Source organism: Acidithiobacillus concretivorus (assembly GCF_018853445.1).
GTDB lineage: Bacteria > Pseudomonadota > Gammaproteobacteria > Acidithiobacillales > Acidithiobacillaceae > Acidithiobacillus > Acidithiobacillus concretivorus.
The window spans coordinates 1-21,196 of sequence record NZ_JABELD010000005.1 but is presented as its reverse complement, the minus strand read 5'-3'; the positions used below and the strand labels follow the sequence as shown (position 1 = coordinate 21,196).

At 54.8% G+C, this 21,196-nt stretch carries 27 protein-coding genes and 1 tRNA gene; 26 read left to right on the top strand and 2 right to left on the bottom strand.

Features of this window, described 5'->3' with window-relative positions; all coding sequences use genetic code 11:
* Positions 1-23 precede the first annotated feature (23 nt).
* The 13 genes from HJG40_RS01170 to HJG40_RS01110 all read left to right on the top strand — a co-directional run bounded on the left by HJG40_RS01170 (position 24) and on the right by HJG40_RS01110 (position 11,146).
* Entirely contained in the window at positions 24-1,229 is a 1,206-nt protein-coding gene (locus tag HJG40_RS01170; protein ID WP_215862501.1) for a phosphoglycerate kinase, read from the top strand.
* Complete coding sequence (gene pyk, locus HJG40_RS01165) at positions 1,226-2,665, top strand: pyruvate kinase (protein ID WP_215862500.1); 1,440 nt, start codon at positions 1,226-1,228, stop codon at positions 2,663-2,665. The genes HJG40_RS01170 and pyk overlap by 4 nt, the downstream gene beginning before the upstream one ends.
* 106 nt (positions 2,666-2,771) lie before the next feature.
* Positions 2,772-3,842: a class II fructose-bisphosphate aldolase gene (gene fba / locus HJG40_RS01160; protein WP_215862499.1), complete on the top strand. Its 1,071-nt coding sequence runs from the start codon at positions 2,772-2,774 to the stop codon at positions 3,840-3,842.
* A gap of 63 nt (positions 3,843-3,905) precedes the next feature.
* On the top strand, positions 3,906-4,568 hold the full coding sequence (rpe, locus tag HJG40_RS01155; RefSeq protein WP_215862498.1) for a ribulose-phosphate 3-epimerase: 663 nt from the start codon (positions 3,906-3,908) through the stop codon (positions 4,566-4,568).
* On the top strand, positions 4,569-5,255 hold the full coding sequence (locus tag HJG40_RS01150; protein WP_215862497.1) for a phosphoglycolate phosphatase: 687 nt from the start codon (positions 4,569-4,571) through the stop codon (positions 5,253-5,255). It abuts the gene before it with no gap.
* Between the two features lie 105 nt (positions 5,256-5,360).
* A complete protein-coding gene (trpE, locus tag HJG40_RS01145; RefSeq protein ID WP_215862496.1) occupies positions 5,361-6,881 on the top strand; it encodes an anthranilate synthase component I in 1,521 nt (506 codons plus the stop codon).
* A gap of 153 nt (positions 6,882-7,034) precedes the next feature.
* Entirely contained in the window at positions 7,035-7,292 is a 258-nt protein-coding gene (locus tag HJG40_RS01140) for an AbrB/MazE/SpoVT family DNA-binding domain-containing protein (RefSeq protein WP_215862506.1), read from the top strand.
* Entirely contained in the window at positions 7,279-7,698 is a 420-nt protein-coding gene (locus HJG40_RS01135) for a type II toxin-antitoxin system VapC family toxin (protein WP_215862495.1), read from the top strand. The genes HJG40_RS01140 and HJG40_RS01135 overlap by 14 nt, the downstream gene beginning before the upstream one ends.
* Positions 7,699-7,782: 84 nt before the next feature.
* On the top strand, positions 7,783-8,358 hold the full coding sequence (locus HJG40_RS01130) for an anthranilate synthase component II (protein ID WP_215862494.1): 576 nt from the start codon (positions 7,783-7,785) through the stop codon (positions 8,356-8,358).
* The gene (trpD, locus tag HJG40_RS01125; RefSeq protein ID WP_215862493.1) at positions 8,355-9,365 is read left to right on the top strand and encodes an anthranilate phosphoribosyltransferase; all 1,011 of its coding nucleotides are present in this window, start codon (positions 8,355-8,357) and stop codon (positions 9,363-9,365) included. The genes HJG40_RS01130 and trpD overlap by 4 nt, the downstream gene beginning before the upstream one ends.
* A 9-nt stretch (positions 9,366-9,374) precedes the next feature.
* Positions 9,375-10,187, top strand: a complete 813-nt coding sequence (gene trpC / locus HJG40_RS01120; RefSeq protein ID WP_215862492.1) for an indole-3-glycerol phosphate synthase TrpC — start codon at positions 9,375-9,377, stop codon at positions 10,185-10,187.
* 37 nt (positions 10,188-10,224) lie between these two features.
* Positions 10,225-10,650, top strand: coding sequence for an OsmC family protein (locus HJG40_RS01115; RefSeq protein ID WP_215862491.1), 426 nt, complete (start codon positions 10,225-10,227; stop codon positions 10,648-10,650).
* A 10-nt stretch (positions 10,651-10,660) separates the two neighbouring features.
* A complete protein-coding gene (locus tag HJG40_RS01110; RefSeq protein WP_215862490.1) occupies positions 10,661-11,146 on the top strand; it encodes an RrF2 family transcriptional regulator in 486 nt (161 codons plus the stop codon).
* A gap of 13 nt (positions 11,147-11,159) precedes the next feature.
* On the opposite strand, the gene coq7 is transcribed toward HJG40_RS01110, so the two are convergent.
* On the bottom strand, positions 11,160-11,786 hold the full coding sequence (gene coq7 / locus HJG40_RS01105; protein ID WP_215862489.1) for a 2-polyprenyl-3-methyl-6-methoxy-1,4-benzoquinone monooxygenase: 627 nt from the start codon (positions 11,784-11,786) through the stop codon (positions 11,160-11,162).
* 72 nt (positions 11,787-11,858) lie between these two features.
* Between coq7 and HJG40_RS01100 the strand changes: the two genes are divergently transcribed.
* The 8 genes from HJG40_RS01100 (at position 11,859) to HJG40_RS01065 (ending at position 16,567) form a co-directional block, all read left to right on the top strand.
* Positions 11,859-12,176, top strand: coding sequence for a (2Fe-2S) ferredoxin domain-containing protein (locus HJG40_RS01100; protein WP_193650344.1), 318 nt, complete (start codon positions 11,859-11,861; stop codon positions 12,174-12,176).
* Positions 12,176-12,910, top strand: coding sequence for an alpha/beta hydrolase (locus HJG40_RS01095; RefSeq protein WP_215862488.1), 735 nt, complete (start codon positions 12,176-12,178; stop codon positions 12,908-12,910). The genes HJG40_RS01100 and HJG40_RS01095 overlap by 1 nt, the downstream gene beginning before the upstream one ends.
* The gene (locus HJG40_RS01090; RefSeq protein WP_368355859.1) at positions 12,888-13,820 is read left to right on the top strand and encodes an ATP-binding cassette domain-containing protein; all 933 of its coding nucleotides are present in this window, start codon (positions 12,888-12,890) and stop codon (positions 13,818-13,820) included. Before HJG40_RS01095 ends, HJG40_RS01090 begins: the two co-directional genes overlap by 23 nt.
* Positions 13,820-14,596, top strand: coding sequence for an ABC transporter permease (locus tag HJG40_RS01085; protein WP_215862487.1), 777 nt, complete (start codon positions 13,820-13,822; stop codon positions 14,594-14,596). Before HJG40_RS01090 ends, HJG40_RS01085 begins: the two co-directional genes overlap by 1 nt.
* Before the next feature lie 105 nt (positions 14,597-14,701).
* Positions 14,702-15,565, top strand: coding sequence for an MBL fold metallo-hydrolase (locus HJG40_RS01080; RefSeq protein WP_215862486.1), 864 nt, complete (start codon positions 14,702-14,704; stop codon positions 15,563-15,565).
* A 29-nt stretch (positions 15,566-15,594) separates the two neighbouring features.
* Positions 15,595-16,020 carry a YeeE/YedE family protein gene (locus HJG40_RS01075; RefSeq protein ID WP_215862485.1) on the top strand — a complete coding sequence of 142 codons (426 nt, stop codon included), beginning with the start codon at positions 15,595-15,597 and terminating at the stop codon, positions 16,018-16,020.
* Positions 16,020-16,454: a DUF6691 family protein gene (locus HJG40_RS01070; RefSeq protein ID WP_215862484.1), complete on the top strand. Its 435-nt coding sequence runs from the start codon at positions 16,020-16,022 to the stop codon at positions 16,452-16,454. Before HJG40_RS01075 ends, HJG40_RS01070 begins: the two co-directional genes overlap by 1 nt.
* Before the next feature lie 36 nt (positions 16,455-16,490).
* A tRNA-Met gene (locus tag HJG40_RS01065) sits at positions 16,491-16,567 on the top strand.
* A 92-nt stretch (positions 16,568-16,659) separates the two neighbouring features.
* Here the strand turns inward: HJG40_RS01065 and HJG40_RS01060 are convergent.
* Positions 16,660-16,842 carry a PIN domain-containing protein gene (locus tag HJG40_RS01060; protein ID WP_368355858.1) on the bottom strand — a complete coding sequence of 61 codons (183 nt, stop codon included), beginning with the start codon at positions 16,840-16,842 and terminating at the stop codon, positions 16,660-16,662.
* Between the two features lie 597 nt (positions 16,843-17,439).
* On the opposite strand from HJG40_RS01060, the gene HJG40_RS01055 reads away from it, so the two are divergent.
* The 5 genes from HJG40_RS01055 (at position 17,440) to HJG40_RS01035 (ending at position 21,054) form a co-directional block, all read left to right on the top strand.
* The gene (locus HJG40_RS01055; RefSeq protein ID WP_215862482.1) at positions 17,440-18,891 is read left to right on the top strand and encodes a mannose-1-phosphate guanylyltransferase/mannose-6-phosphate isomerase; all 1,452 of its coding nucleotides are present in this window, start codon (positions 17,440-17,442) and stop codon (positions 18,889-18,891) included.
* A gap of 27 nt (positions 18,892-18,918) precedes the next feature.
* The gene (locus HJG40_RS01050) at positions 18,919-19,119 is read left to right on the top strand and encodes a hypothetical protein (protein WP_215862481.1); all 201 of its coding nucleotides are present in this window, start codon (positions 18,919-18,921) and stop codon (positions 19,117-19,119) included.
* A gap of 709 nt (positions 19,120-19,828) precedes the next feature.
* Positions 19,829-20,449, top strand: coding sequence for a hypothetical protein (locus tag HJG40_RS01045; RefSeq protein WP_215862480.1), 621 nt, complete (start codon positions 19,829-19,831; stop codon positions 20,447-20,449).
* Positions 20,446-20,694 (top strand): hypothetical protein, encoded by a 249-nt coding sequence (locus HJG40_RS01040; RefSeq protein ID WP_215862479.1) that lies wholly within the window; start codon positions 20,446-20,448, stop codon positions 20,692-20,694. Before HJG40_RS01045 ends, HJG40_RS01040 begins: the two co-directional genes overlap by 4 nt.
* A gap of 102 nt (positions 20,695-20,796) precedes the next feature.
* Positions 20,797-21,054: a type II toxin-antitoxin system VapC family toxin gene (locus HJG40_RS01035; protein WP_215862478.1), complete on the top strand. Its 258-nt coding sequence runs from the start codon at positions 20,797-20,799 to the stop codon at positions 21,052-21,054.
* The last annotated feature ends 142 nt before the right edge of the window (positions 21,055-21,196 follow it).

Here is a 21,196-nt window from a genome sequence, read left to right as displayed (position 1 = left end):
CACTGCAAACTGGAGATGCCATCATGCATGTTCTGACCTTTGAAGACCTGTGCAAGCGTGGCCTGGCACAAGGCAAGCGGGTTTTTATCCGCGCTGATCTCAATGTTCCCCTGAGTAAGGAAGGGGCAATTGCCGACGACACCCGGGTGCGGGCTTCTGCACCTGCGGTGCAAATGGCTTTGGATGCCGGTGCTGGCGTCATGATCACCTCGCACCTGGGCCGTCCCACGGAAGGTGAATTTAAACCCGAAGACTCTCTGGCACCGGTGGCCAAGCGGCTTTCCGAGCTGCTCGGTCGTCCAGTCCGTCTACAAGCCGACTGGGTAGACGGTGGTTTTGAGGTCCAGCCCGGTGATGTGGTCATGCTCGAAAACTGTCGCATCAATAAGGGCGAAAAGAAAGATGACGATACTTTGGCGCAGAAATACGGAAAACTCTGCGACATTTTCGTCAATGATGCTTTCGGTACCGCTCACCGCGCCGAAGCCAGTACCCATGGTATTGCCAAGTATGCACCGACTGCTTGTGCTGGTCCCTTGCTGGTGGGTGAACTGGATGCGCTCGGCAAGGCCCTGCAGAATCCCAAACGACCGCTGGTGGCCATTGTTGCGGGTTCAAAAGTATCCACCAAACTCACCATTCTCAAATCACTGGCCGATAAGGTAGATCAGCTGGTGGTTGGCGGTGGTATTGCCAATACCTTCATTCTTGCCGAAGGTCATGGAGTGGGTAAGTCGCTCTGCGAGGCTGATCTGGTTCCCGAGGCAAAAGCCATCATTGCTGCTGCCAAAGCCAAGGGTGGTGCGGTTCCCCTGCCTACAGACGTGGTCGTTGCCAAGGAATTTTCGGCTACGGCACCGGCTCGTACCTGCGCGGTAGCCGACATTGCCGAAGATGACATGGTTCTGGATATCGGTCCCAATACCGCCAAGGCGTTGGCCGAGATTCTCAGAAAAGCGGGGACCATCGTCTGGAACGGTCCGGTAGGCGTTTTTGAGTTTGAAAATTTTGCGGGTGGAACCAGGGCTATTGCCCAGGCTGTCGCTGAAAGCGCAGCATTTTCCATTGCCGGTGGTGGCGACACCATCGCGGCCATCAACCAGTTCCACATTGAAGACAAAGTTTCTTACATCAGCACCGGTGGCGGTGCCTTTCTGGAATTTCTGGAAGGCAAAACCTTACCGGCCGTAGCTATACTTGAAGAACGTGCACGAGGTAACAACGCTTGATACGCCGGACGAAAATCGTCGCAACCCTAGGCCCTGCCAGTTCTGATGTGCAGGTCATCGATCGTCTGATCGAGGCGGGCGTCGATGTCGTCCGCCTCAATTTTTCTCATGGTTCCCCCGAAGATCATGTGCAAAGAGCGGAAATGGTGCGCGAACGGGCACGTGCCCATGGTCGCGCCATTGGGGTCCTGGCCGATTTGCAGGGCCCGAAAATCCGCATCGGCAAATTTGCTGATGGCAAAATTCATCTGAAAGAAGGTGAGCCCTTTATTCTGGATATTCACTGCAGCATGGGAGATCAAACCCGGGTGGGAGTGACTTATCCGCAGCTGGTCAGCGATGTGGATCGTGGTGCCACACTTCTGCTGAATGATGGCATGATTGTGCTTTGGGTCGAAAAGGTTCAGGGCGGCGAAATTCATACCCGGGTAGTGCAGGGTGGTGAATTATCCAACAGCAAGGGGATCAACCGCGCCGGTGGTGGTCTCACCGCGCCGACCCTGACCGATAAAGATCGGGCCGACATCATCACAGCCGCGCAACTGGAAGCCGATTATCTGGCGGTTTCCTTTCCGCGCAGTGCGGCAGATATGGATGAAGCACGCCGCCTGTTCCGTGAAGCCGGAGGGCATGGTGCCCTGGTTGCCAAAATCGAACGTGCCGAAGCGGTCGATGCGATCGAAGAAATTTTGGCGGTATCCGAGGCCATCATGGTGGCCCGGGGAGATCTAGGGGTGGAAATTGGCGATGCAGCCGTTCCTACAGTGCAGAAGCGCATTATCGCCCTGGCCCAAAAACATAATCGCCTGAGTATCACGGCCACCCAAATGATGGAGTCCATGATTCATCAGCCCATACCCACGCGTGCCGAAGTTTCCGATGTGGCGAATGCGGTTCTGGATGGTACGGATGCGGTCATGTTATCGGCAGAAACGGCGAGCGGCGCTTATCCGGTGGAGGCTGTGGCGGCGATGGACCGTACCTGTCGCGAAGTTGAACGGCATGCGCCCAGCACCAACACCCTGCAGATTATTGATCGCCCTCTTGCCGGAGTGGATGAAACCATTGCAGCCGCCGCGCTTCTGGCGACCCTGCGCTCATCCATTGCTGCCATTGCCGCCTTTACCGAAAGTGGCTCTACCGCGTTGTGGTTGTCGCGGGCTAATCCCAAGGTGCCCATTTATGCCTTAACGCCCCAGGTGTATACCCGTCGTAAGGTGACTTTGTACCGGGGTGTTCATCCGGTGAATTTCCCCCAAAATCGTCATGATGATCCTGTGCAGGTGATGCGCGCTGCCGAAGATGAGCTGCGCCGTCGTGGTGCAGTGCGCGACGGAGACTTGATGTTGATTACCATTGGTGAGCCCATTGGCTCTCCGGGCGGAACTAATACCCTGAAACTGGTCCGGGTGGGAGATGTCACCCATCGCGGCTAGAAAGCAACATACCAACCGGACTGACGGGCGGCTTGCAGTTTGCTTATCCCGTCTATAGGATTGATTAAAAACTAACCATTTTTCATTCACGTTTAGGAGAAGTGCTATGGCCCTCGTTTCACTGCGCCAGCTTTTGGATCACGCTGCAGAACACAGCTACGGAATCCCCGCATTTAATGTCAACAACCTGGAACAGGTTCGTGCCATCATGGAAGCCGCCGCTGCGGTTGATGCGCCGGTTATCCTGCAGGCGTCTGCGGGTGCCCGCAAGTATGCTGGTGAACCTTTCCTGCGCCACCTCATTTTGGCCGCCATCGAAGAATACCCTGATATTCCCGTCGTACTCCATCAGGATCACGGAGCCAGCCCGGCCGTTTGTATTCAGGCTATCCGCTCCGGATTCTCCAGCGTCATGATGGACGGTTCCCTGATGGAAGATGCCAAAACCCCGGCTAGTTACGATTACAACACCGCCGTCACTGCCAAAGTGGTGGAAATGGCTCATGCTGTAGGCGTTTCTGTGGAAGGTGAACTGGGTTGTCTGGGTTCCCTGGAAACCGGCATGGCTGGTGAAGAAGACGGAGTGGGCGCCGAAGGCTGCCTGACCCACGACCAGATGCTGACCGATCCGGAAGAAGCCGCCCAATTTGTGAAGGCCACCAAACTCGATGCCCTGGCTATCGCCATCGGCACCAGTCATGGTGCCTACAAATTTACCCAGCCACCAACCGGCAAGGTACTGCGTATTGACCGTATCAAAGAAATTCACGCCCGTATTCCTGATACCCATCTGGTCATGCATGGCTCCAGTTCTGTACCCCAGGAATGGCTGAAAATCATCCACGAATTTGGTGGTGATATTGGCGAAACCTATGGCGTGCCCGTCGAAGAAATTCAGGAAGGCATCAAAAATGGGGTGCGCAAGGTCAATATCGACACCGACCTGCGCCTGGCCGCCACGGGTGCTGTGCGCCAGAGCCTTTACAAAAATCCCAAGAACTTCGATCCCCGCAAGTTCCTCACCGCTTCTCTGGATGCCATGCGCGACATTTGCCGTCAACGTTTCGAAGCCTTCGGTACGGCCGGCAATGCCAGCAAGATCAAGGTGATTCAGCTGGACGACATGTTCAAGCGCTACAAGAAAGGTGAACTGGATCCCCGCGTCACTGGTCTTTGAAGCGATTCCAGTATTTGCAAACGGCGAGGGCGCACGGCGCTCTCGCCCTGTTTTGGAGGCCGTATGACACAATTCAAGATTTCACCCTCCATTCTCTCCGCTGACTTTGCCCGCCTGGGTGAAGAAGTGCGGGCAGTGGATGAAGCCGGCGCCGACTATATTCATGTCGACGTCATGGACAACCATTTTGTACCCAACCTGACCATTGGACCGCTGGTCGCTGCGGCTATCAAACCCCATACCCAGAAGCCCCTGGATGTGCATTTGATGATTGCCCCGGTGGATTCGATTATTCCCGAGTTTGCCAAGGCCGGTGCCAACATCATCACCGTGCATCCTGAAGCCACCATTCATCTGGATCGTACCATTCAGTTGATCCACAGCCTTGGTTGCAAGGCCGGCGTATCGCTCAATCCCGGAACGCCCCTCGATGTGCTGGACTACGTTCTGGAAAATCTGGACCTGGTACTGGTCATGAGCGTCAACCCCGGTTTTGGTGGTCAGAGCTTCATTGACTACACGCTGCGTAAGATCGAAGCCATCCGCAAGCGCATTGACGCGACCGGCAAACATATTGAACTGGAAGTAGATGGTGGCGTGAAAGTCGATAACGTGCGTCGGGTCGCCGATGCTGGTGCCGATGTATTCGTCGCTGGCAGTGCCATTTATAACACTCCGGACTATAAAGCCACCATTGCGGCTTTCCGCAAGGCACTGGCGGGTTAAATGACGGTGCAACTGAACGTCAGCGCACCCTTCACGGCGCGGGTGGTGCTGCTGGATCTGGACGGTACGCTCATTGATACCGCTCCGGATCTGGCCGGAGCCGCCAACCATGCTCTCCACAAGCTCGGGCGACAGCCTGCCGAGATGCCGGTCATTCGCGGCTTCATCGGCAATGGCGTACGTGAACTGATGCGCCGGGCCCTGTGTATTCAGCAGGAACCCAGCGAAACAGAACTGGATGCCGCCATGGTCGATTTCAGTCAGTACTACGGAGACCATCTGCTGGACCACAGTCAGATTTATCCGGGCGTGTGCGACACCCTCAAAGCCCTTCAGGCTCAAGGCCGGGAGTTGGTTTGTATCACCAACAAGGCTAAGGCTTTTACCGAGCCCCTGTTAAAACGTCTGGCGTTATATGACTTTTTTGGTCTGGTCCTGTCTGGTGACTGTCTTCCCAAAAAGAAGCCGGATCCAATGCAACTCCTCCATGCTGCCGCCCACTTTCATCAGCCTGTAGGTGACTGTTTGTTGGTCGGAGATTCCTGCAATGATACCCAGGCAGCCCGCGCAGCAGGCATGCCCGTAGCCTGTGTAACTTATGGATATCATGGTGACGAACCCGTACACACGCTCAATCCCGATGCTGTACTGGACAATATGAGTGAATTATTGGATATTCTCGCCTGACACAGGAGCACCGGAAATTATGCGGAAATTGGAACGTGCGGGAAAACGATGGCGTCGCTGCTGAAAAGCAGTGCCCTTCTTTTCATCGTTCCAACGAGGTGATCCGTGATTTCTGAAGCCACTTTTGCTGCTCTGGCCAGCCAGGGCTATAACCGTATACCCCTTTCCCGCGAGGTCATTGCCGACCTCGATACCCCTCTTTCCGCTTATCTGAAACTGGTAGATGGTCCCTATGCCTATCTACTCGAATCCGTACAGGGTGGCGAAAAATGGGGGCGTTACTCCATCATCGGACTCCCTGCCCGGCAGATTATCCGCGTGCATCACGGCTTGGTGACCGTCCACAATGACGGTATCGAAACGGAGCGGGCCCAGCCGCAAGACCCGCTCGAATGGATCAGTGCCTTTCGTACGCGCTTTCGGGTCGCGCCCCTGGAAGAAGCCGTTGATGACCGCTTCAGTGGTGGCCTGGTCGGTTACTTCGGATATGATATTGTGCGCTATATTGAGCCGCGTCTGGCCCGTAGCGCAACACTCCCTGACCCGCTCGATCTGCCGGAAATCCAGTTGCTGGTGGCTGATGAGCTGCTGATTTTTGACAATTTGCGTGGAACCATCCGGCTTCTGGTTCATGTGGACCCCGGTCACAATAATGCCTATCACCAAGGCCTTCAGCGTCTGGATGAGCTTCAGAAGCGGCTGCGACAAAGTGCCATGCCGCCGCCCCCCCCCGTGCAAACCCGCCGGGTCAGGGAGGAGGACTTCACGGCCAGTTTCAGCCGTGAGGGATACATGGCCGCAGTGGATCACATCAAGGACTACATCGCTGCTGGCGACGTCATGCAAGTCGTGCCTTCGCAACGCCTGTCCACCGAACTGAGTGCCCATCCTCTGGACCTTTACCGGGCCCTGCGTGGCGTCAATCCTTCTCCCTATATGTTTTATGTAGATTTGGGCGATACTTATCTGGTGGGCTCTTCACCGGAAATTCTGGTCCGGGTAGAAGACCGGCAAGTCACTGTGCGCCCCATTGCCGGAACCCGGCCCCGGGGCAAAACCCGGGCAGAAGATGAAGCCCTGGAAAAAGAGCTTCTGGCAGACCCCAAAGAACGTGCCGAACACCTCATGCTGATTGATCTGGCCCGCAATGATGTGGGCCGAATTGCCGAAGTCGGTTCGGTCACCCTGACAGATTCCTTTGGTATCGAACGCTACTCCCATGTCATGCACATTGTTTCCCAGGTCACTGCTCGGCTGCGCCCGGAGCTGGATGCTATGGATGCTTTACGAGCGACTTTCCCGGCTGGCACGGTTTCCGGTGCGCCGAAAATTCGCGCCATGGAAATCATCCACGAAATCGAACCGGTATCCCGAGCTGTATATGCCGGAGCAGTGGGCTACTGGGGCTGGAATGGCAACATGGATACCTGCATTGCCATCCGTACTGCAGTCATCAAAAACGGCACCCTGCATATTCAGGCCGGAGGGGGCATTGTGGCTGACTCCGAGCCCGCAGCAGAGTGGGAAGAAACCATGAACAAGCGCCGCGCCATGTTCCGGGCCGTGGCCCTGGCCGAAAATGGTCTGGATCCCGAAGGGAGGGCAGATCATGCTACTCATGAATGATAATTACAGACGAAGCTTTCTGAAGGTCGAACAAGCCAAGCTCAATCAACAGATCGTCGCAGTTACCGATGGATCTCCTCGGCATTTACATTCTGTTGCCGGCGTAATGCCTTGTGCTAAAATATTCTTACCAGGTAAGAGGGGGATGCTGCCATCTTAACAACTGTTTCCGATAAAGGCCAAGTTGTCATTCCGGTGGAAATCCGTCGCCGCTTGGGCATCACCCCAGGCTGTCAACTCGATTTCAGCCTGGAAGGTCATGTCATCCACGCCGAGGTGAAGCGCCAAGTCACTCAAACCACTGCCGAAGACGGCTTTGGCATGCTGGTTTGCACGCGGCCGGGCAAACGCCGTCTTGCCGATTTCGACGTCGCCCTCGCCATGCGGGAAACCAACGATGATCGCCCTTGATACCAACATTCTGGCCCGTTTCTATGTGGCTGACCCGGCTGACCCCGAGGCTGCCAGACAACGACCGATTGCCCATAGACTCTTGACCGAATCCCCCCAGGTATTCGTACCCCTGACCGTAATCCTTGAGCTCGAATGGGTCTTGCGCGCCTTTTATGGCTTCGCGGACGAGGATTTCGTCAGGGTCGTCAACCATCTGCTTGGTCTGCCCAACGTCAATGTCGAGGAATGGTCGCGCATCGCCGACGCCCTGGCCTGGCACACAGAGGGGCTGGACTTCGCCGATGCCCTGCACTTGCTGGCCAGCAGCCATTGCACGGAATTCATAAGCTTCGATGACCGTCGATTTGCACGCCGCGCCAAACGTCTTGGTGTTGCACCTGCAGTCGTTGTACCTGCCAAGTAGCCGTCGCTAAAGAGGGTATGGAAGGAGCATGATTCGTGAGTATTTTATGGTAGGTTACATACAAATCAATAGGATGGATCAATTATGCTACTCATGATTGATAATTACGATAGCTTCACCTACAACCTGGTGCAGTATTTTGGTGAGCTGGGTGCAGAAGTGCGGGTAGAACGCAATGACGCCATGGATATTGCCCGCATTGCACAACTGGCTCCCAGCCATATCTGCATCTCGCCAGGTCCCTGTACCCCCAATGAAGCGGGCATTTCCATTGCCGCTATCCAGCACTTTGCCGGAAAAATCCCGCTGCTGGGCGTTTGTCTCGGCCATCAGGCCATCGGGCAGGCTTTTGGTGGCAAGGTGATCCGCGCTGACCAGGTGATGCATGGCAAGACATCGCCCATCTATCACCATGGTCAGGGAATCTTCCACGATCTGCCCGATCCCTTTCCCGCCACCCGTTATCATTCCCTGATTGTCGAACGCGACAGCCTGCCGGAGAGTCTGGAAATCACGGCCTGGACGGAAGCTGGAGAAATCATGGGCTTACGTCACCGCACACTGGCCGTGGAAGGGGTGCAGTTTCATCCTGAGTCCATTCTCAGCGAATGTGGCAAAACCCTCCTCCAGCACTTCTTACAGGGAGCAGCAACCCGATGATGGTCCGCGACATTCTTGAACAAATTGCCGCCGGGCAGGATTTATCCAGAGAGCAAGCCCAGCATGTGTTTGCTGGAATCATGGCCGGTGACTGGACGCCCGCGCAAATTGGTGCCCTCCTCATGGGCCTGCGCATGAAGGGACAACGGGTCGAAGAACTGGTTGGTGCCACCCTGGCCTTGCGCGCCTGCATGACCCGGGTAGAAGTTTCCACCGATCATCTGCTCGACACCTGCGGGACCGGCGGAGATGCCCTGAGCACCTTCAATATTTCCACGGTATCCGCCGTCGTCGCAGCAGCGGGGGGCGCTCGGGTAGCCAAACACGGCAACCGTTCCATGGTCAGTCGCAGCGGCAGTGCAGATGTTCTGGAAGCTGCTGGTCTGCCCATGGATATGACCCCCGAAACGGTGGCCCAAAGCATTGAAAAAATCGGTATTGGCTTTCTGTTTGCTCCGGCGCATCACGGTGCCATGCGCCATGCCGTCGGTCCGCGCAAGGAGCTGGCTATTCGCTCATTGTTCAATTTGATGGGTCCCCTGAGTAACCCGGCGGGGGCCCCGCATCAGGTTCTTGGCGTGTACGCCGAACGCTGGCTGATGCCACTGGCCGAAGCGGCACGGGAACTGGGCTCCCGCCACGTACTGGTGGTTCATGGCCATGACGGTCTGGATGAAATCAGTCTTTCTGCCCCTACAGACATGGCCGAACTGAAGGATGGCTTGATTTCGCGCAGCCGTATTCAGCCGGAGGACTTCGGTATTGCGCGCGCACCTCTTGCCAGCCTACAAATCAACAGTGTGGCAGAAGCATTATCGGCCGCCGAAGAAGTCCTGCAAAACCGGGCTGGACCGCGCCTGGATGTGGTTTTACTAAACGCCGGAGCGGCACTTTATGCGGCAGATGTGGTACCCGATATAGCTGTTGGTGTGGTGTTGGCAAGAGGCATTTTGAAGTCAGGCGCTGCCTGGAGTAAATGGCAGGAATTACTGGGCAAAAACCAATAAAGGATCCGTATGACGGACATACTCCAGGAAATCATCACCCGCAAACACGCTGAAATCATTGAACGCAAAGCCCGTCTTGGCCTGGCTGAATTGCAGGAATCCGTAGCCCTGAGCAGGCCAGCCCGTGATTTCATCGGCTCGATCCGCAGTAAAATCAGTGCCGGGCAAGCAGCAGTCATCGCCGAAATCAAAAAGGCTTCACCTTCCGCAGGGATTATCCGGGAAGATTTCAATCCTGTCAGCATTGCTCAGGATTACGCAGCCCACGGCGCGGCCTGCCTGTCGGTGCTGACGGATGAGCATTATTTTCAGGGCGCCGACATTTACCTGACGGCTGCCCGGGAAGCCTGCTCCATTCCAGTGCTGAGAAAGGATTTCTGCATTGATCCCTATCAGGTCTGGGAAGCACGCGCCATTGGCGCCGATGCCATTCTCCTCATTGTCGCGGCATTGTCGGATGAACAATTGCAAACCCTGGAAGAATCTGCCCACTACCTGGGTATGGCCGTGCTGGTCGAAGTACACAACAGCACCGAACTCCAGCGCGCCCTTAAATTGCGCACCCCATTGATTGGCATCAATAATCGCGATCTGCATCGCTTCGTGACCGACATTGAAACCACCCTGCAGTTACTCCCACAGGTACCCGAAGACCGCATTGTGGTCACCGAAAGCGGTATTCGCCATGTTGAGGATGTCCTGCAACTGCGTGCGGCGGACGTCAACACTTTCCTCGTCGGCGAGGCCTTCATGCGCGAACCGCAACCCGGTGCGGCTTTGAGTAAGCTGTTTGGTTTACATGGCCCGAATATTGGCATCTAATGGTAGGTTGTTGTTCAAAAGCAAAAGGGGGCGACGCATGCAGACACGCGTACAATGGATGGGTCCAGGTCAAATGAGTTTTGTGGCCAATGCTGACAGTGGTCATGCTTTGGTCATGGATGGATCCGCAGAAATTGGTGGACATAATCTCGGCGCACGTCCCATGGAAATGTTGCTCATGGGTCTTGGTGGTTGTGCGAGCATTGATGTGGTCATGATCCTGCAAAAATCCCGGCAGGACATCCAGCAATGTGTAGTTGAGATCCAGGCCGAACGGGCTGATACCGACCCCAAAGTATTCACAAAAATACACCTGCATTTTATGGTATCCGGCAAAGCACTGGATGCCAAGCGAGTAGCACACGCCATCAGCCTGTCGGCGGAAAAATACTGTTCAGCCAGCGTCATGCTGGGGAAAACAGCGGAAATCACCCACGACTTTACAGTCGTCGACGAATCCTGAGGATGTTTTCATGCTACTGAGTAAAACCAGCGAATATGCTTTACAAGCATTAATTTATCTTGCCGCCCAACCGGAGGGCGAACCGGTGCTAAGTCGGGATATTTCCGATTATCTGCGGGTTCCGGCCCAATATCTGGCAAAAATCCTTCAGGACCTGGCTAAACGCGGGGTGCTGGATTCTTTCAAGGGCCGTGGTGGTGGCTTTGTGCTGAGGCCGGGGGCAGACCAGATGAACATTCTGGATATTGTCGAAGTGGTTGAAGGTCAACCCTTCGGCCAGGGTTGCGTGCTGGGACTCAAGGCCTGTGCCGACGAAACCGCCTGCCCGGTCCACTATCAGTGGAAGCCCCTGAAGGCCGAAGTCGTGGGTCTGTTCGGCAAGCAAACCATTGGCAGCATGGCTGAAGCCGTGCGTGCCGGTCGTTACCGCATCCATTTACCGGGGGGTTCAGAATTACATATCCGACCAATGGCAACCAAACACACGGTATCCTGAGCACACGGGGCGCTTAAATCCAGAGTGCCCCGTGCGTCAGCACCTTGGAGAACACACCCATAGCCATCCGTACCGGCATGGGCAGTTTTCCGGCACCCAGAGATTCTGCAGTCTCGGCATGTCCCACTTCATCATCCCGCATCTGCGCCACCACGGCCCGGCTGCGATCATCATCGGCCGGCAAGGCATCCAAGTGCTCGTTCAGATGCTCTTCCACCTGATTTTCCACAGCCACTACCAGACCGAGATTGGCGGCGCGGCCCTGGCGGGCGGCCAGAAAGCCCATGCTCCAGCCAGCTCCGTACCAAATGGGGGATAAAAGGCTGGGACGACTGTTAAGTTCCTGCAGTCGGGTCTGGCACCAACGCAGATGATCTTCTTCTTCGCTGCGGGCGTGTTCCAACTGGGCACGTAGTTGCGGATCACTGGTACCTGCCGCCTGTCCCGTATACAGGGCCTGCGCCATCACCTCACCGGCATGATTGACCCGCATCATCCGGCCTGCCTCCTGACGTTCCCAGGGACGCAGCAAGGTATCGGGTACCGCCCGGCCGGGATAGGGACGATTACTTCCAACATGCTGACCGGTCAGGGTTCGCAGGGCATTATCCAGATTGGCGACAAGCAAATCGCTGAGCATGATTTCTCCGTACGCTGTTTGTAAAAGCTGATTCGGGTATGATGTCCCTGAGCAGAGAAAGGGTCAACGCTTATGGAAGAAGGTTTCTATCAACGGCATATGTTTATTTGCCTGAATCATCGCGACAATGGTGAACAGTCCTGCAACAACAGCGGACTGGCCGACGAAATGTTTCATCTGGCCAAGAAACACGCCAAATCCCTGGGTATTCATGGTGATCATCAGGTCCGTGTCAATCGCTGCGGCTGCCTGGGACGCTGCCAGGAAGGTCCGGTAGCCGTCGTTTATCCGGAAGCAGTCTGGTACACCTTTGTCGATGGCGATGATGTGCGGGAAATTGTCGAATCCCACCTGCGTGACGGGGTTCCCGTAGACAGGTTGCGCATCTGATGTTGCCCATAGACCGCAGCCATCTGTATGACGGGGGCGAGCTGGCGGGCCTGGAGTGCGTCGGCAAGAAAGTCATCATTCCCGGCCCGGCAGGTGAACTGGAAGGCCTCACGGCTTGTCCTGAGAAGGAAACCCGTGGCGCAGTGGCCGTCATTCTCCACCCGCACCCGCTCTATGGGGGCACACTGCACAACAAGGTGGTGCACTACCTCAGCAGAACCTTCAACCTGCTGGGAATTCCCTCCCTGCGCTTCAATTTTCGGGGCGTTGGAGCAAGCGCCGGCAGTTATGACGATGGCCGTGGAGAAACAGAAGACTGCCTGGCCGTTCTCGATTGGGTGCAGGAAAGACGTCCGGGTTTTGATATCTGGCTAGCCGGTTTTTCTTTTGGCGCTTATGTGGCCTATCGGGCCGTACATCGCCATCCCCATATCACGCGTCTGTTGACAGTGGCCCCGCCCGTCAATCTTTTCGACTTCCAGCACCTATCGCCACCCCGCTGTCCCTGGACCCTGATTCAGGGTGAGCAGGACGAGTTGGTGCCGGCAGCCAACGTCAAACAGTGGGTAGCTGCCTTACCCGTCAACCCCACAACCCTTCTGCTTCCTGCCGATCATTTTTTTCATGGTCAACTCAACACCCTGCAGACAGCGCTGCTGCAATCCCTTGAAGACGAAGTGGCCAAGATGCGCCATACGGGAACAAGTCCCTGTGTCGAATCCCGCTTTTCTTGAACTGAAGCATCTGCACAAGCAGTACGGCAAGCGCGAAATTTTGCGGGGGGTAGATTTTTCCATTCCTGCGGGGGGTTGTTATGCCCTGGTAGGGCCCAATGGCGCGGGCAAAAGCACTACTGTACGTGCCATTCAGGGGCTGACGCCTTTGGACAGCGGAGAAATCCGCATGGATGGACAGACACTTTCCACATTGGGGGCAGCGGGTCGGGCACGAATCGGCGTAGTCCCGCAAATGGACAACCTCGACCCGGATTTTAGCGTAGAAGAAAACCTCTGGACTTATGGCCGTTATTTTCGCCTTCCCAAAACCAGAATCCGTCAACGCAGCACGGAATTGCTCGATTTCATGGCCCTGAGCAGCTATGCCCGGCAACCTATCTCCGCCCTGTCCGGCGGTATGCAGCGCCGCCTCACCATTGCCCGCGCGCTCATTAACGCCCCGCAGCTCCTGCTGCTCGATGAACCCACCACCGGACTCGACCCGCAGGCGCGGCACCTGATCTGGCAACGTCTGCGGGATTTACGACGTCAGGGCACGACCCTGTTGCTCACCACCCATTATATGGACGAGGCGGAGCGACTTGCTGATCAGGTCGGCATTATTGATCAGGGTCAAATTCTGGCGCAGGACACCCCCAGAGGGTTGATTGAATCCCACATTCCCGGTGAGGTGTTGGAGTTGCGCCGCCTGGATGGCAGCACCCCGGATCCCGAAAACTGGCACCAACAGCAGGTAATGCTCAGCGAAAGAGTCGGAGATACCCTCATTTGTTATGGGCAAAACCTGCAGCAAGTGATGACGCATTTTGTCCATAACCCGGATTACCGATGGTTGCAGCGTCCCGCCAGCCTCGAAGATGTATTTTTAAGACTCACAGGCCGCAATTTGCGTGAGGACGGGTACTGATGTCCTGGCACGATGCCATTCCCAATCCCGGCGCCTTGGCTGTGGTACAGCGCAATTTCGGGGTTTGGCGGAAACTCCTGCTCCCCAGCATGCTTGGCAATTTCGGTGATCCATTACTGTATTTACTGGCTTTAGGTTACGGGCTCGGACATTTTGTCGGACACATGGACGGGATGCCCTACATTACCTTTATTGCTTCGGGAATTGTCGCCAGCAGCGTCATGAATACTGCGAGCTTTGAGGGGTTGTATTCTGCTTTTACCCGGATGAGCGCCCAACATACTTATGCTGCCATGCTGGCCACACCTTTACGGGTCAGTGACATTCTGGCTGGCGAGGTGCTCTGGGCCGCCATCAAAGGCCTGATCAGCGCTATCGCCATTATCATCGTAGCCAGCTTTTTCGGAGCTATTCAGGGTCCCTGGGTATGGCTGAGTATTCCGGTCATTTTTTTGTCGGGAATGAGCTTTGGCAGCCTCGCCCTGGTCATAACCGCCATGGCCCGCAGTTATGATTTTTTCATGTACTACTTCACCCTGGCTGTGACCCCCATGTTTTTATTTTGCGGGGTATTTTATCCTTTGCACTCACTCCCCGCCTTTGCCCAGGATATTGCCCAGGTATTACCGCTTACCCATGCGGTAGCCTTGTTAAGACCACTATTGACCGGACAACTCCCCCAAGAAGTGCTTTATCATCTTGGCGTTCTCTTGCTTTATACCGTGATCCCCTATCTGATCGCCTGGCGTTTACTGGTCCGGCGTCTGTTGCGCTGAACAGTTAAGTTGCTCATTGGCAACAGTATGTGTGCTTATAGCCATATTGACTTTAGAATTAGAATAACTAAATATACGAATGAATTCTAAACAAGGAGAGAGCGTATGAAACCCATTGTTGAATGTTTTTTTGATGAAGCCACTTTCACTGCCAGTTATTTGATTAAAGAGCCCGAAGGTCGCTCTTGTGCCATTATTGATCCGGTTCTGGATTTTGATTATGCCAGCGGGCGGACTTCGCACAGTTCAGCCGATGCACTTCTGGCGCGTGTTCGCGAGGAAAACCTGCAGGTTGAGTGGATACTGGATACTCATGCCCATGCCGATCACCTCAGTGCGGCATATTATCTCCGCAAGGAACTCGGCTGCAAAATAGGCATTGGGGCCCACATTACCCAGGTTCAGAAAACCTTTGCGCAGATCTATGACGAGTCCGATCAGATTCCTCAGGACGGCAGACAATTTGACCATCTCTTTGCAGATGGAGAAACATTTGCTATCGGCAAAATGTCCGTCCAGGCCATGCATACGCCCGGCCACACGCCCGCTTGCCTGACTTACGTCATCGGTGACGCTGCCTTTGTCGGAGATACCCTGTTCATGCCGGATTACGGCTCTGCTCGCTGTGATTTTCCTGGTGGCAATGCTGAAACACTTTACCATTCAGTCCAGCGTATTTTCGCGCTGCCCGAAAAAACGCGTCTGTTTGTCGGTCATGATTACAAAGCTCCAGGACGTGACGAATTCCGCTGGGAGAGCACAGTCGCCGAGGAAAAAGCCAATAACATTCATCTGGGCAATCATCGGAGTCTGGCCGATTTTGTCGCACTCCGCCAAAAAAGGGATGCCACCCTGGCCATGCCCAAACTGATTTTGCCGGCACTTCAGGTCAATATCCGCGCTGGCGAACTTCCCCCCAAGGAGAATAACGGCGTAGCCTACCTCCGCATTCCACTCAATGCGGTTTAAGTTCCCCACCACATCCTGGAGATATTCTGATGCAACATGAATGGCTTATGGGCTTTGTTGGGGGCTTGATGATTGGCACTGCGGCCTTGACCTTTTTGGTGGTCAACGGTCGCATTATGGGCGTCAGTGGCCTTATTGGCGGTCTCATCGATCGTTCTGGCTGGGGAAATGGATGGGAACGGCTTGTCTTCCTGTTCGGCTTATTCATAGTTCCGGCCCTCTGGGTCCACTTTGTTGCCCCGGTCGAAACCCACGTCACCAGCAACCTCACTCTGATCATCATTGCCGGTCTGTTAGTCGGGATGGGAAGTCGTCTGGCCAATGGTTGCACCTCTGGACATGGTGTCTGCGGGATCTCACGCTTTTCCATACGCAGCATTTTTGCGACGGCGGTTTATTTATTGAGTGGGATAATAGCCATCTCTATTTTTCGGCAGCTTTGGGGGGTGATTTAATGTTACGACTGATCAGCGCTCTGTTTGCAGGATCACTTTTTGGCCTGGGTTTGATTGTCTCGGATATGGTCAATGCTGATCGGGTCCAGGGCTGGATGGATGTTCTGGGTAATTGGGATCCGACCCTCGCCTTTGTTCTCGGGGGTGCCATTCTGCCCATGCTTCTCGCATGGCCCTTAAGTGCGCGTCGTGGCAAAGCCCTGCTGGGCAACCCTCTGCCTGGTTCGGCCTCAGTCCGCATTGATTGGGAGTTATTTTTGGGGGCTGCCTTATTTGGAGCCGGATGGGCGCTGGTCGGCCTTTGTCCCGGACCGGCCGTAGCTGGATTAGGCCTGAATGGAACCAGTGGCATCGTATTTTTTCTGACCATGGGCTTGGGAATGTATCTCACCCCGTATTTGCGGCGACGTTTCCAAAAACCCGCTATGGCTTGACATCAGCGCCTGTAAACGCTTTAATTTGCCGCTCTTGGCGCTTTAGCTCAGTCGGTTAGAGCAGCGGAATCATAATCCGCGTGTCCGGGGTTCGAATCCCTGAAGCGCCACCAATAAAACAATCACTTAGCGATATCTGCTAGGTGATTTTTGCGTCTTATTGCCTTTTTGCCCAGATTAAAACCTCAGTTAAACCTGGGTTGGTTTAATGCAGTATGTCTACCGCGAGCCCATGGGCAGCTTTCTGCAAGCGCATACCTGCTGTCCACAACGCCTCACAGCGGTGCGTGAGCGCCACAGCCAGATGTAACGCATCCGGGGTTTTCAAGCCAAAACGGGTACGGAGCATTGCACCTTGCGTGAACACCTCATCAGACATATCCAGCACGGTGAGCTGCGACTACCATCCTCATAGTAACGTTGTAGTGCAACATTACCATCGCGCATGAGGGCGACCAGGCACTCAAATTTCACCAAGGATGAAATGGCATAACTCGAAGCAGGTTTCTGCTTCAACGCAGATTTGACGCGAGCACCCCAAACGGGATGCTCCTCAAAAGCGTAGACCAATAAACAGGTGTCCAGATAAATTAATCCCATCCCTGTCGCTCATGAACCAGTACGTCATGCTGATCTGTATCGGATGCAGGACTGACCGGCACCAACTTCACGGCCGGTATTCCCCGATTAGCAATGATGACTTCTTCACCTTGCTAGGCAAGACGTACCAGTTGGGATAAACGATTTTAGACTCCAATATATTTATTTGCATGCTTAAGCTCTCGCAGTAACCGCATCAAGGCCAACTTAGCCAGATTGTCAAATATTTGGTGCCCCCCCATTAGACTGGACCGACTAGCACCCCATAAACTTGCGTTATCGGTCCAGCTTGAGGCATTATGAATTCAAACAGCACTACAATAATACCATAGCAGGGGTAAGCCTCAGTTTTTGAATGATTAACCGCAAATGAGGGATTTCTCAAATGGCATTAGTACCCGTCATCCTCTCCGGAGGCACCGGCTCGCGTTTATGGCCTTTGTCGCGCAAGGCTTTCCCCAAACCCTTCGTGGCCCTGCCCGACGGCGAAAGCCTCATCCAGAAAACCCTGCGCCGGGTCATCGACATCAAAGAAGATGCCCCACTGCTGACGGTGACTAACCGCGATTACTACTTCCTGACCCGCGATACCTTTGCCGAATGTGCCCGCACTCATGGTCAGGCGGTGCGCAATGTGCACTACCTGCTCGAACCCACTGGACGCAATACTACCCCGGCCATGGCCGCCGCCGCGCTCTGGGCGCAGGAAGTCGCCGGGCCGGAGAGTATCCTGCTGGTGCTGCCCTCAGACCACCTCATTCATGACCAGAAAGCCTTTGCCGAATCCGTACACAAAGCGCAGCAGCTTGCCGAACAAGGCTATCTGGTGACCTTTGGTGTCACCCCGACCGGCCCCGAAACCGGTTATGGCTACATTCAGAAGGGCAGCGCCCTGGACAGCGGCTATCAGGTCGCTCGTTTTGTCGAAAAACCCAATCAGAGCAAAGCCCAGGATTATCTCGACAGCGGCGACTACCTCTGGAACTCCGGCATGTTCTGCATGCGCGCCGACAGTCTGCTCAATGCCCTGCAAACAGACGCCCCGGAAGTGCTGGAAGCCGTCCAGGCGGCCATCGCCTCCGCCACCCGCAACGGCGACACCTGGGAACTGGGTCAGGAGTTTGCCCTGGCTCCGGACATTTCCATTGACTACGCCGTCATGGAAAAAGCCCCCAATGTGGCCGTGGTGCAGGCCAATTTCGACTGGAATGATCTGGGAGCCTGGAGCGGCTATGGGTCTTTGATGGCCGAAGATGCACACGGAAATCAGGTGCACGCCCCTGAATGTGTGCTGGTAGATAGCCAGAATTGCGTCGTCCAGAGTCCTGAGCGGCTCACGGCCATTCTCGGTTTGCAGGATATTCTGATTGTGGATACCCCCGACGCCCTGCTGGTGGCCGACCGCCGCCGCGATCAGGAAGTCAAAACCATTGTCGAAAAGCTCAAGGCCCGCAAACACAGCACCGTCGATCTCCACGCCACCGTCCATCGCCCCTGGGGTACTTACACCACTCTGGAAGAAGGTGACCACTTCAAAATCAAGCGCATTGTCGTCAAAAAGGGCGAAAAGCTCTCCCTGCAAATGCATCACCACCGCAGCGAGCACTGGATTGTGGTGTCCGGCACCGCCCGTATTGTCAACGGACAAGAAGAAAAACTCATTATGACCAACCAGTCCACCTACATTCCGGCAGGCTGTCATCATCGTCTGGAAAACCCCGGCATGATGGACCTGGTGCTCATTGAGGTGCAAAGTGGTGCGTATCTGGGTGAAGATGATATTGTCCGTTTTGATGACATTTACGGCCGTGCCGAAGCGGCTGAAACCACTGCCTAACACCAAAACCCAACAGGAAACGACTGCGTGCTCAAGGCCCTCTGGACCCGAATCAAAAACCTGAACAAGCTCTTTATCTGGATCGTGCTGGTCCCTACGGGGTTATCCATCCTGTATTTTGGTTCGATTGTCGATTCAGCTACCGGTTCTGCGGCTTCTACTACATCCAGCTCTTCCTCCCTGTTGGGTGGTTTGCTGGGTAGTAATGGATTGTTGGGCGATCTCTGATCACAACCGGATGTTTTTAAATGGTAAAGACCACTGCATTCTGGGTGGCCTTTATTAGTTTGCTTCAGGAACTGAAACGAAACGTAAGGAACCGGTGCGAAAGCTTTGCAGCGATGCCGGGGTCTCGCTTAAAAAGTAGCGGGAATATCACCCATACGCAGGAAAGTGGCATTGAAGGGGTCCATATATTTGAGCAAGGTCAGCATGGAGCCCCGAAACTGGAGCTGTTGGGTCAGAAAGGCTTTTTGCCACTCAGTTGCCGCTGGTGAATGCGCATCCAGGTTTCCTGGCTGGCATGAACGCGCAGTTGGGCTTTTTGCGGCGGGGTTTCTGAAATGCCTTGCGGTAAGCCATTGACCAGCGTTAGGTAAATATTGGGATAGCCTTTGTTCAGCCAGCCGTATTCAATGCTGGCATGAAGCCTTCCAGTGCTGCTGCCAATGTTTCATCTGCGCTGCATTGTGCGGCGTAGGCCTCCATCCAGGGAATACTCAGAAAACGGTCCATAATTTTCCAATACTCTTGATTTTTCGTCATTTGTCAGGGTACAAGTTGGCCGGTATGGAGTCAAAAAAAACCTTTCCAGCAAACCCCGTTGCGTCTGTTCCTCTGCCCATGGGACAGATCACGAAATTGTTCGCATAGCGCTTGCCCTTTTATAGATGATAATCCCCTGGAAATTGCAGAAGTCACCCATGCTTATCCACAGATGCGGACCCTCAGCGGTGACCCGGAACAATGGCGTCATCTGCTGCTCTATTCAGTGGAAACGCAGGTCGCCCAGGTATCGGCAGAATCTGCCCGCCGCACCGAACTGGTTCAGGCCAAAAAACAGCAGGATGCAGCCGCTGAAAACATGGATAGGACAGCCTGGCTGGAGTCCTTGCAGCTCACCTTGCAGGTGGAGACCATGACCGATGGCGCGCATCCCCGTTATGTACGGGCGCTGGAGCTCCTCAACAAAACCAATCAGTTCAATACCACTGGTCAGCGCTGGACTGATGCTGAGCTGCAAAATTGGCTGGCGGCAGGCGGTGTTTTGCTCGCCGTCTCGGCGCAAGACCGTTTTGCCCCGCACGGGCTGATTGCCCTGGCTTTGTTGCAGATGGGCATGAAGAATATCAGGGTCATTTTACCGCCACTGGCCGCAATGATGCCTGCCGGGATTTTTGGCATGATCAGGGCCTTGGCTGGGACGCGGAACAGAATCTATGGCGTGGAAGCGCCGCGCCAGAATGGCCAACCTGGATTTTTTTGGGGTAGCTTGCTTAATAGCTTTTGTGAGTGTACGGTTTTGGTCATGTATGTACATGGGTTGGAGGCGCTATGAATGCGACACAATTGCGAGCAAATCTTTTTTTGGTACTCCGTCGCGTACTGGCCACGGGTAAGCCGGAAGATGTGGAGTGGAAAGGTCGACATTTACAGATTATTCCCAAAGAGAGTTTATCGTCTATGGCTAAGCTGGCGCGACTCCGCCCTCATCCTGAAGTGATTCAGGGCGATCCGGAAACCATCGTGCATCTGGACTGGTCTTCGGAATGGCAGGCTGAAGATGTCCATCGTTTATCTTGATACACACGTTCTGGTTTGGCTTTATGCGGGCATGCTGGACAAATTCACGGCGGAAGGTCAGCAGATGATGGAGACGCATGAGCTTAGGGTGTCTCCTAGGCTTTGTTGGAAATTGAATATCTCAACGAAAAAGGGGTTGTGACGGTGACTCCGGACACATTATTTGCCGAGTTGGCGCAGACCATCGGCCTTGCCGTGTGTACCATCCCCTTTGCGATGGTGAGTCGTGCGGCCTTTTCTTTGGCTTGGACGCATGATCCATTCGACCGGTTGATTGTGGCCCAGGCAAGAGTGAATAAAGAGCCCCTGTTAAGTAAGGATCTTTTGATTCGGCAGAATTATCTGCATGCAGTTTGGTAATGATGAATCCATCACCAAATAATCTCCGCATTCTCATGGAAATGCGCCCCGCCCTGGATGGTTTTTACGGGATTCCCCAGGAAACCCGCCTGCTTTACGGGGTGTTGGCCGGTTTGCCCGATGTGGAATTGTCAGGTTTGCT

Coding starts and splice junctions, on each gene's coding strand:
- HJG40_RS01170 (WP_215862501.1), top strand. CDS start 24: ATGCATGTTCTGACCTTTGAAGACCTGTGCAAGCGTGGCCTGGCACAA.
- fba (WP_215862499.1), top strand. CDS start 2,772: ATGGCCCTCGTTTCACTGCGCCAGCTTTTGGATCACGCTGCAGAACAC.
- rpe (WP_215862498.1), top strand. CDS start 3,906: ATGACACAATTCAAGATTTCACCCTCCATTCTCTCCGCTGACTTTGCC.
- HJG40_RS01150 (WP_215862497.1), top strand. CDS start 4,569: ATGACGGTGCAACTGAACGTCAGCGCACCCTTCACGGCGCGGGTGGTG.
- HJG40_RS01135 (WP_215862495.1), top strand. CDS start 7,279: ATGATCGCCCTTGATACCAACATTCTGGCCCGTTTCTATGTGGCTGAC.
- HJG40_RS01130 (WP_215862494.1), top strand. CDS start 7,783: ATGCTACTCATGATTGATAATTACGATAGCTTCACCTACAACCTGGTG.
- trpD (WP_215862493.1), top strand. CDS start 8,355: ATGATGGTCCGCGACATTCTTGAACAAATTGCCGCCGGGCAGGATTTA.
- trpC (WP_215862492.1), top strand. CDS start 9,375: ATGACGGACATACTCCAGGAAATCATCACCCGCAAACACGCTGAAATC.
- HJG40_RS01115 (WP_215862491.1), top strand. CDS start 10,225: ATGCAGACACGCGTACAATGGATGGGTCCAGGTCAAATGAGTTTTGTG.
- HJG40_RS01110 (WP_215862490.1), top strand. CDS start 10,661: ATGCTACTGAGTAAAACCAGCGAATATGCTTTACAAGCATTAATTTAT.
- coq7 (WP_215862489.1), bottom strand. CDS start 11,786: ATGCTCAGCGATTTGCTTGTCGCCAATCTGGATAATGCCCTGCGAACC.
- HJG40_RS01100 (WP_193650344.1), top strand. CDS start 11,859: ATGGAAGAAGGTTTCTATCAACGGCATATGTTTATTTGCCTGAATCAT.
- HJG40_RS01095 (WP_215862488.1), top strand. CDS start 12,176: ATGTTGCCCATAGACCGCAGCCATCTGTATGACGGGGGCGAGCTGGCG.
- HJG40_RS01085 (WP_215862487.1), top strand. CDS start 13,820: ATGTCCTGGCACGATGCCATTCCCAATCCCGGCGCCTTGGCTGTGGTA.
- HJG40_RS01080 (WP_215862486.1), top strand. CDS start 14,702: ATGAAACCCATTGTTGAATGTTTTTTTGATGAAGCCACTTTCACTGCC.
- HJG40_RS01075 (WP_215862485.1), top strand. CDS start 15,595: ATGCAACATGAATGGCTTATGGGCTTTGTTGGGGGCTTGATGATTGGC.
- HJG40_RS01070 (WP_215862484.1), top strand. CDS start 16,020: ATGTTACGACTGATCAGCGCTCTGTTTGCAGGATCACTTTTTGGCCTG.
- HJG40_RS01055 (WP_215862482.1), top strand. CDS start 17,440: ATGGCATTAGTACCCGTCATCCTCTCCGGAGGCACCGGCTCGCGTTTA.
- HJG40_RS01045 (WP_215862480.1), top strand. CDS start 19,829: ATGCGGACCCTCAGCGGTGACCCGGAACAATGGCGTCATCTGCTGCTC.
- HJG40_RS01040 (WP_215862479.1), top strand. CDS start 20,446: ATGAATGCGACACAATTGCGAGCAAATCTTTTTTTGGTACTCCGTCGC.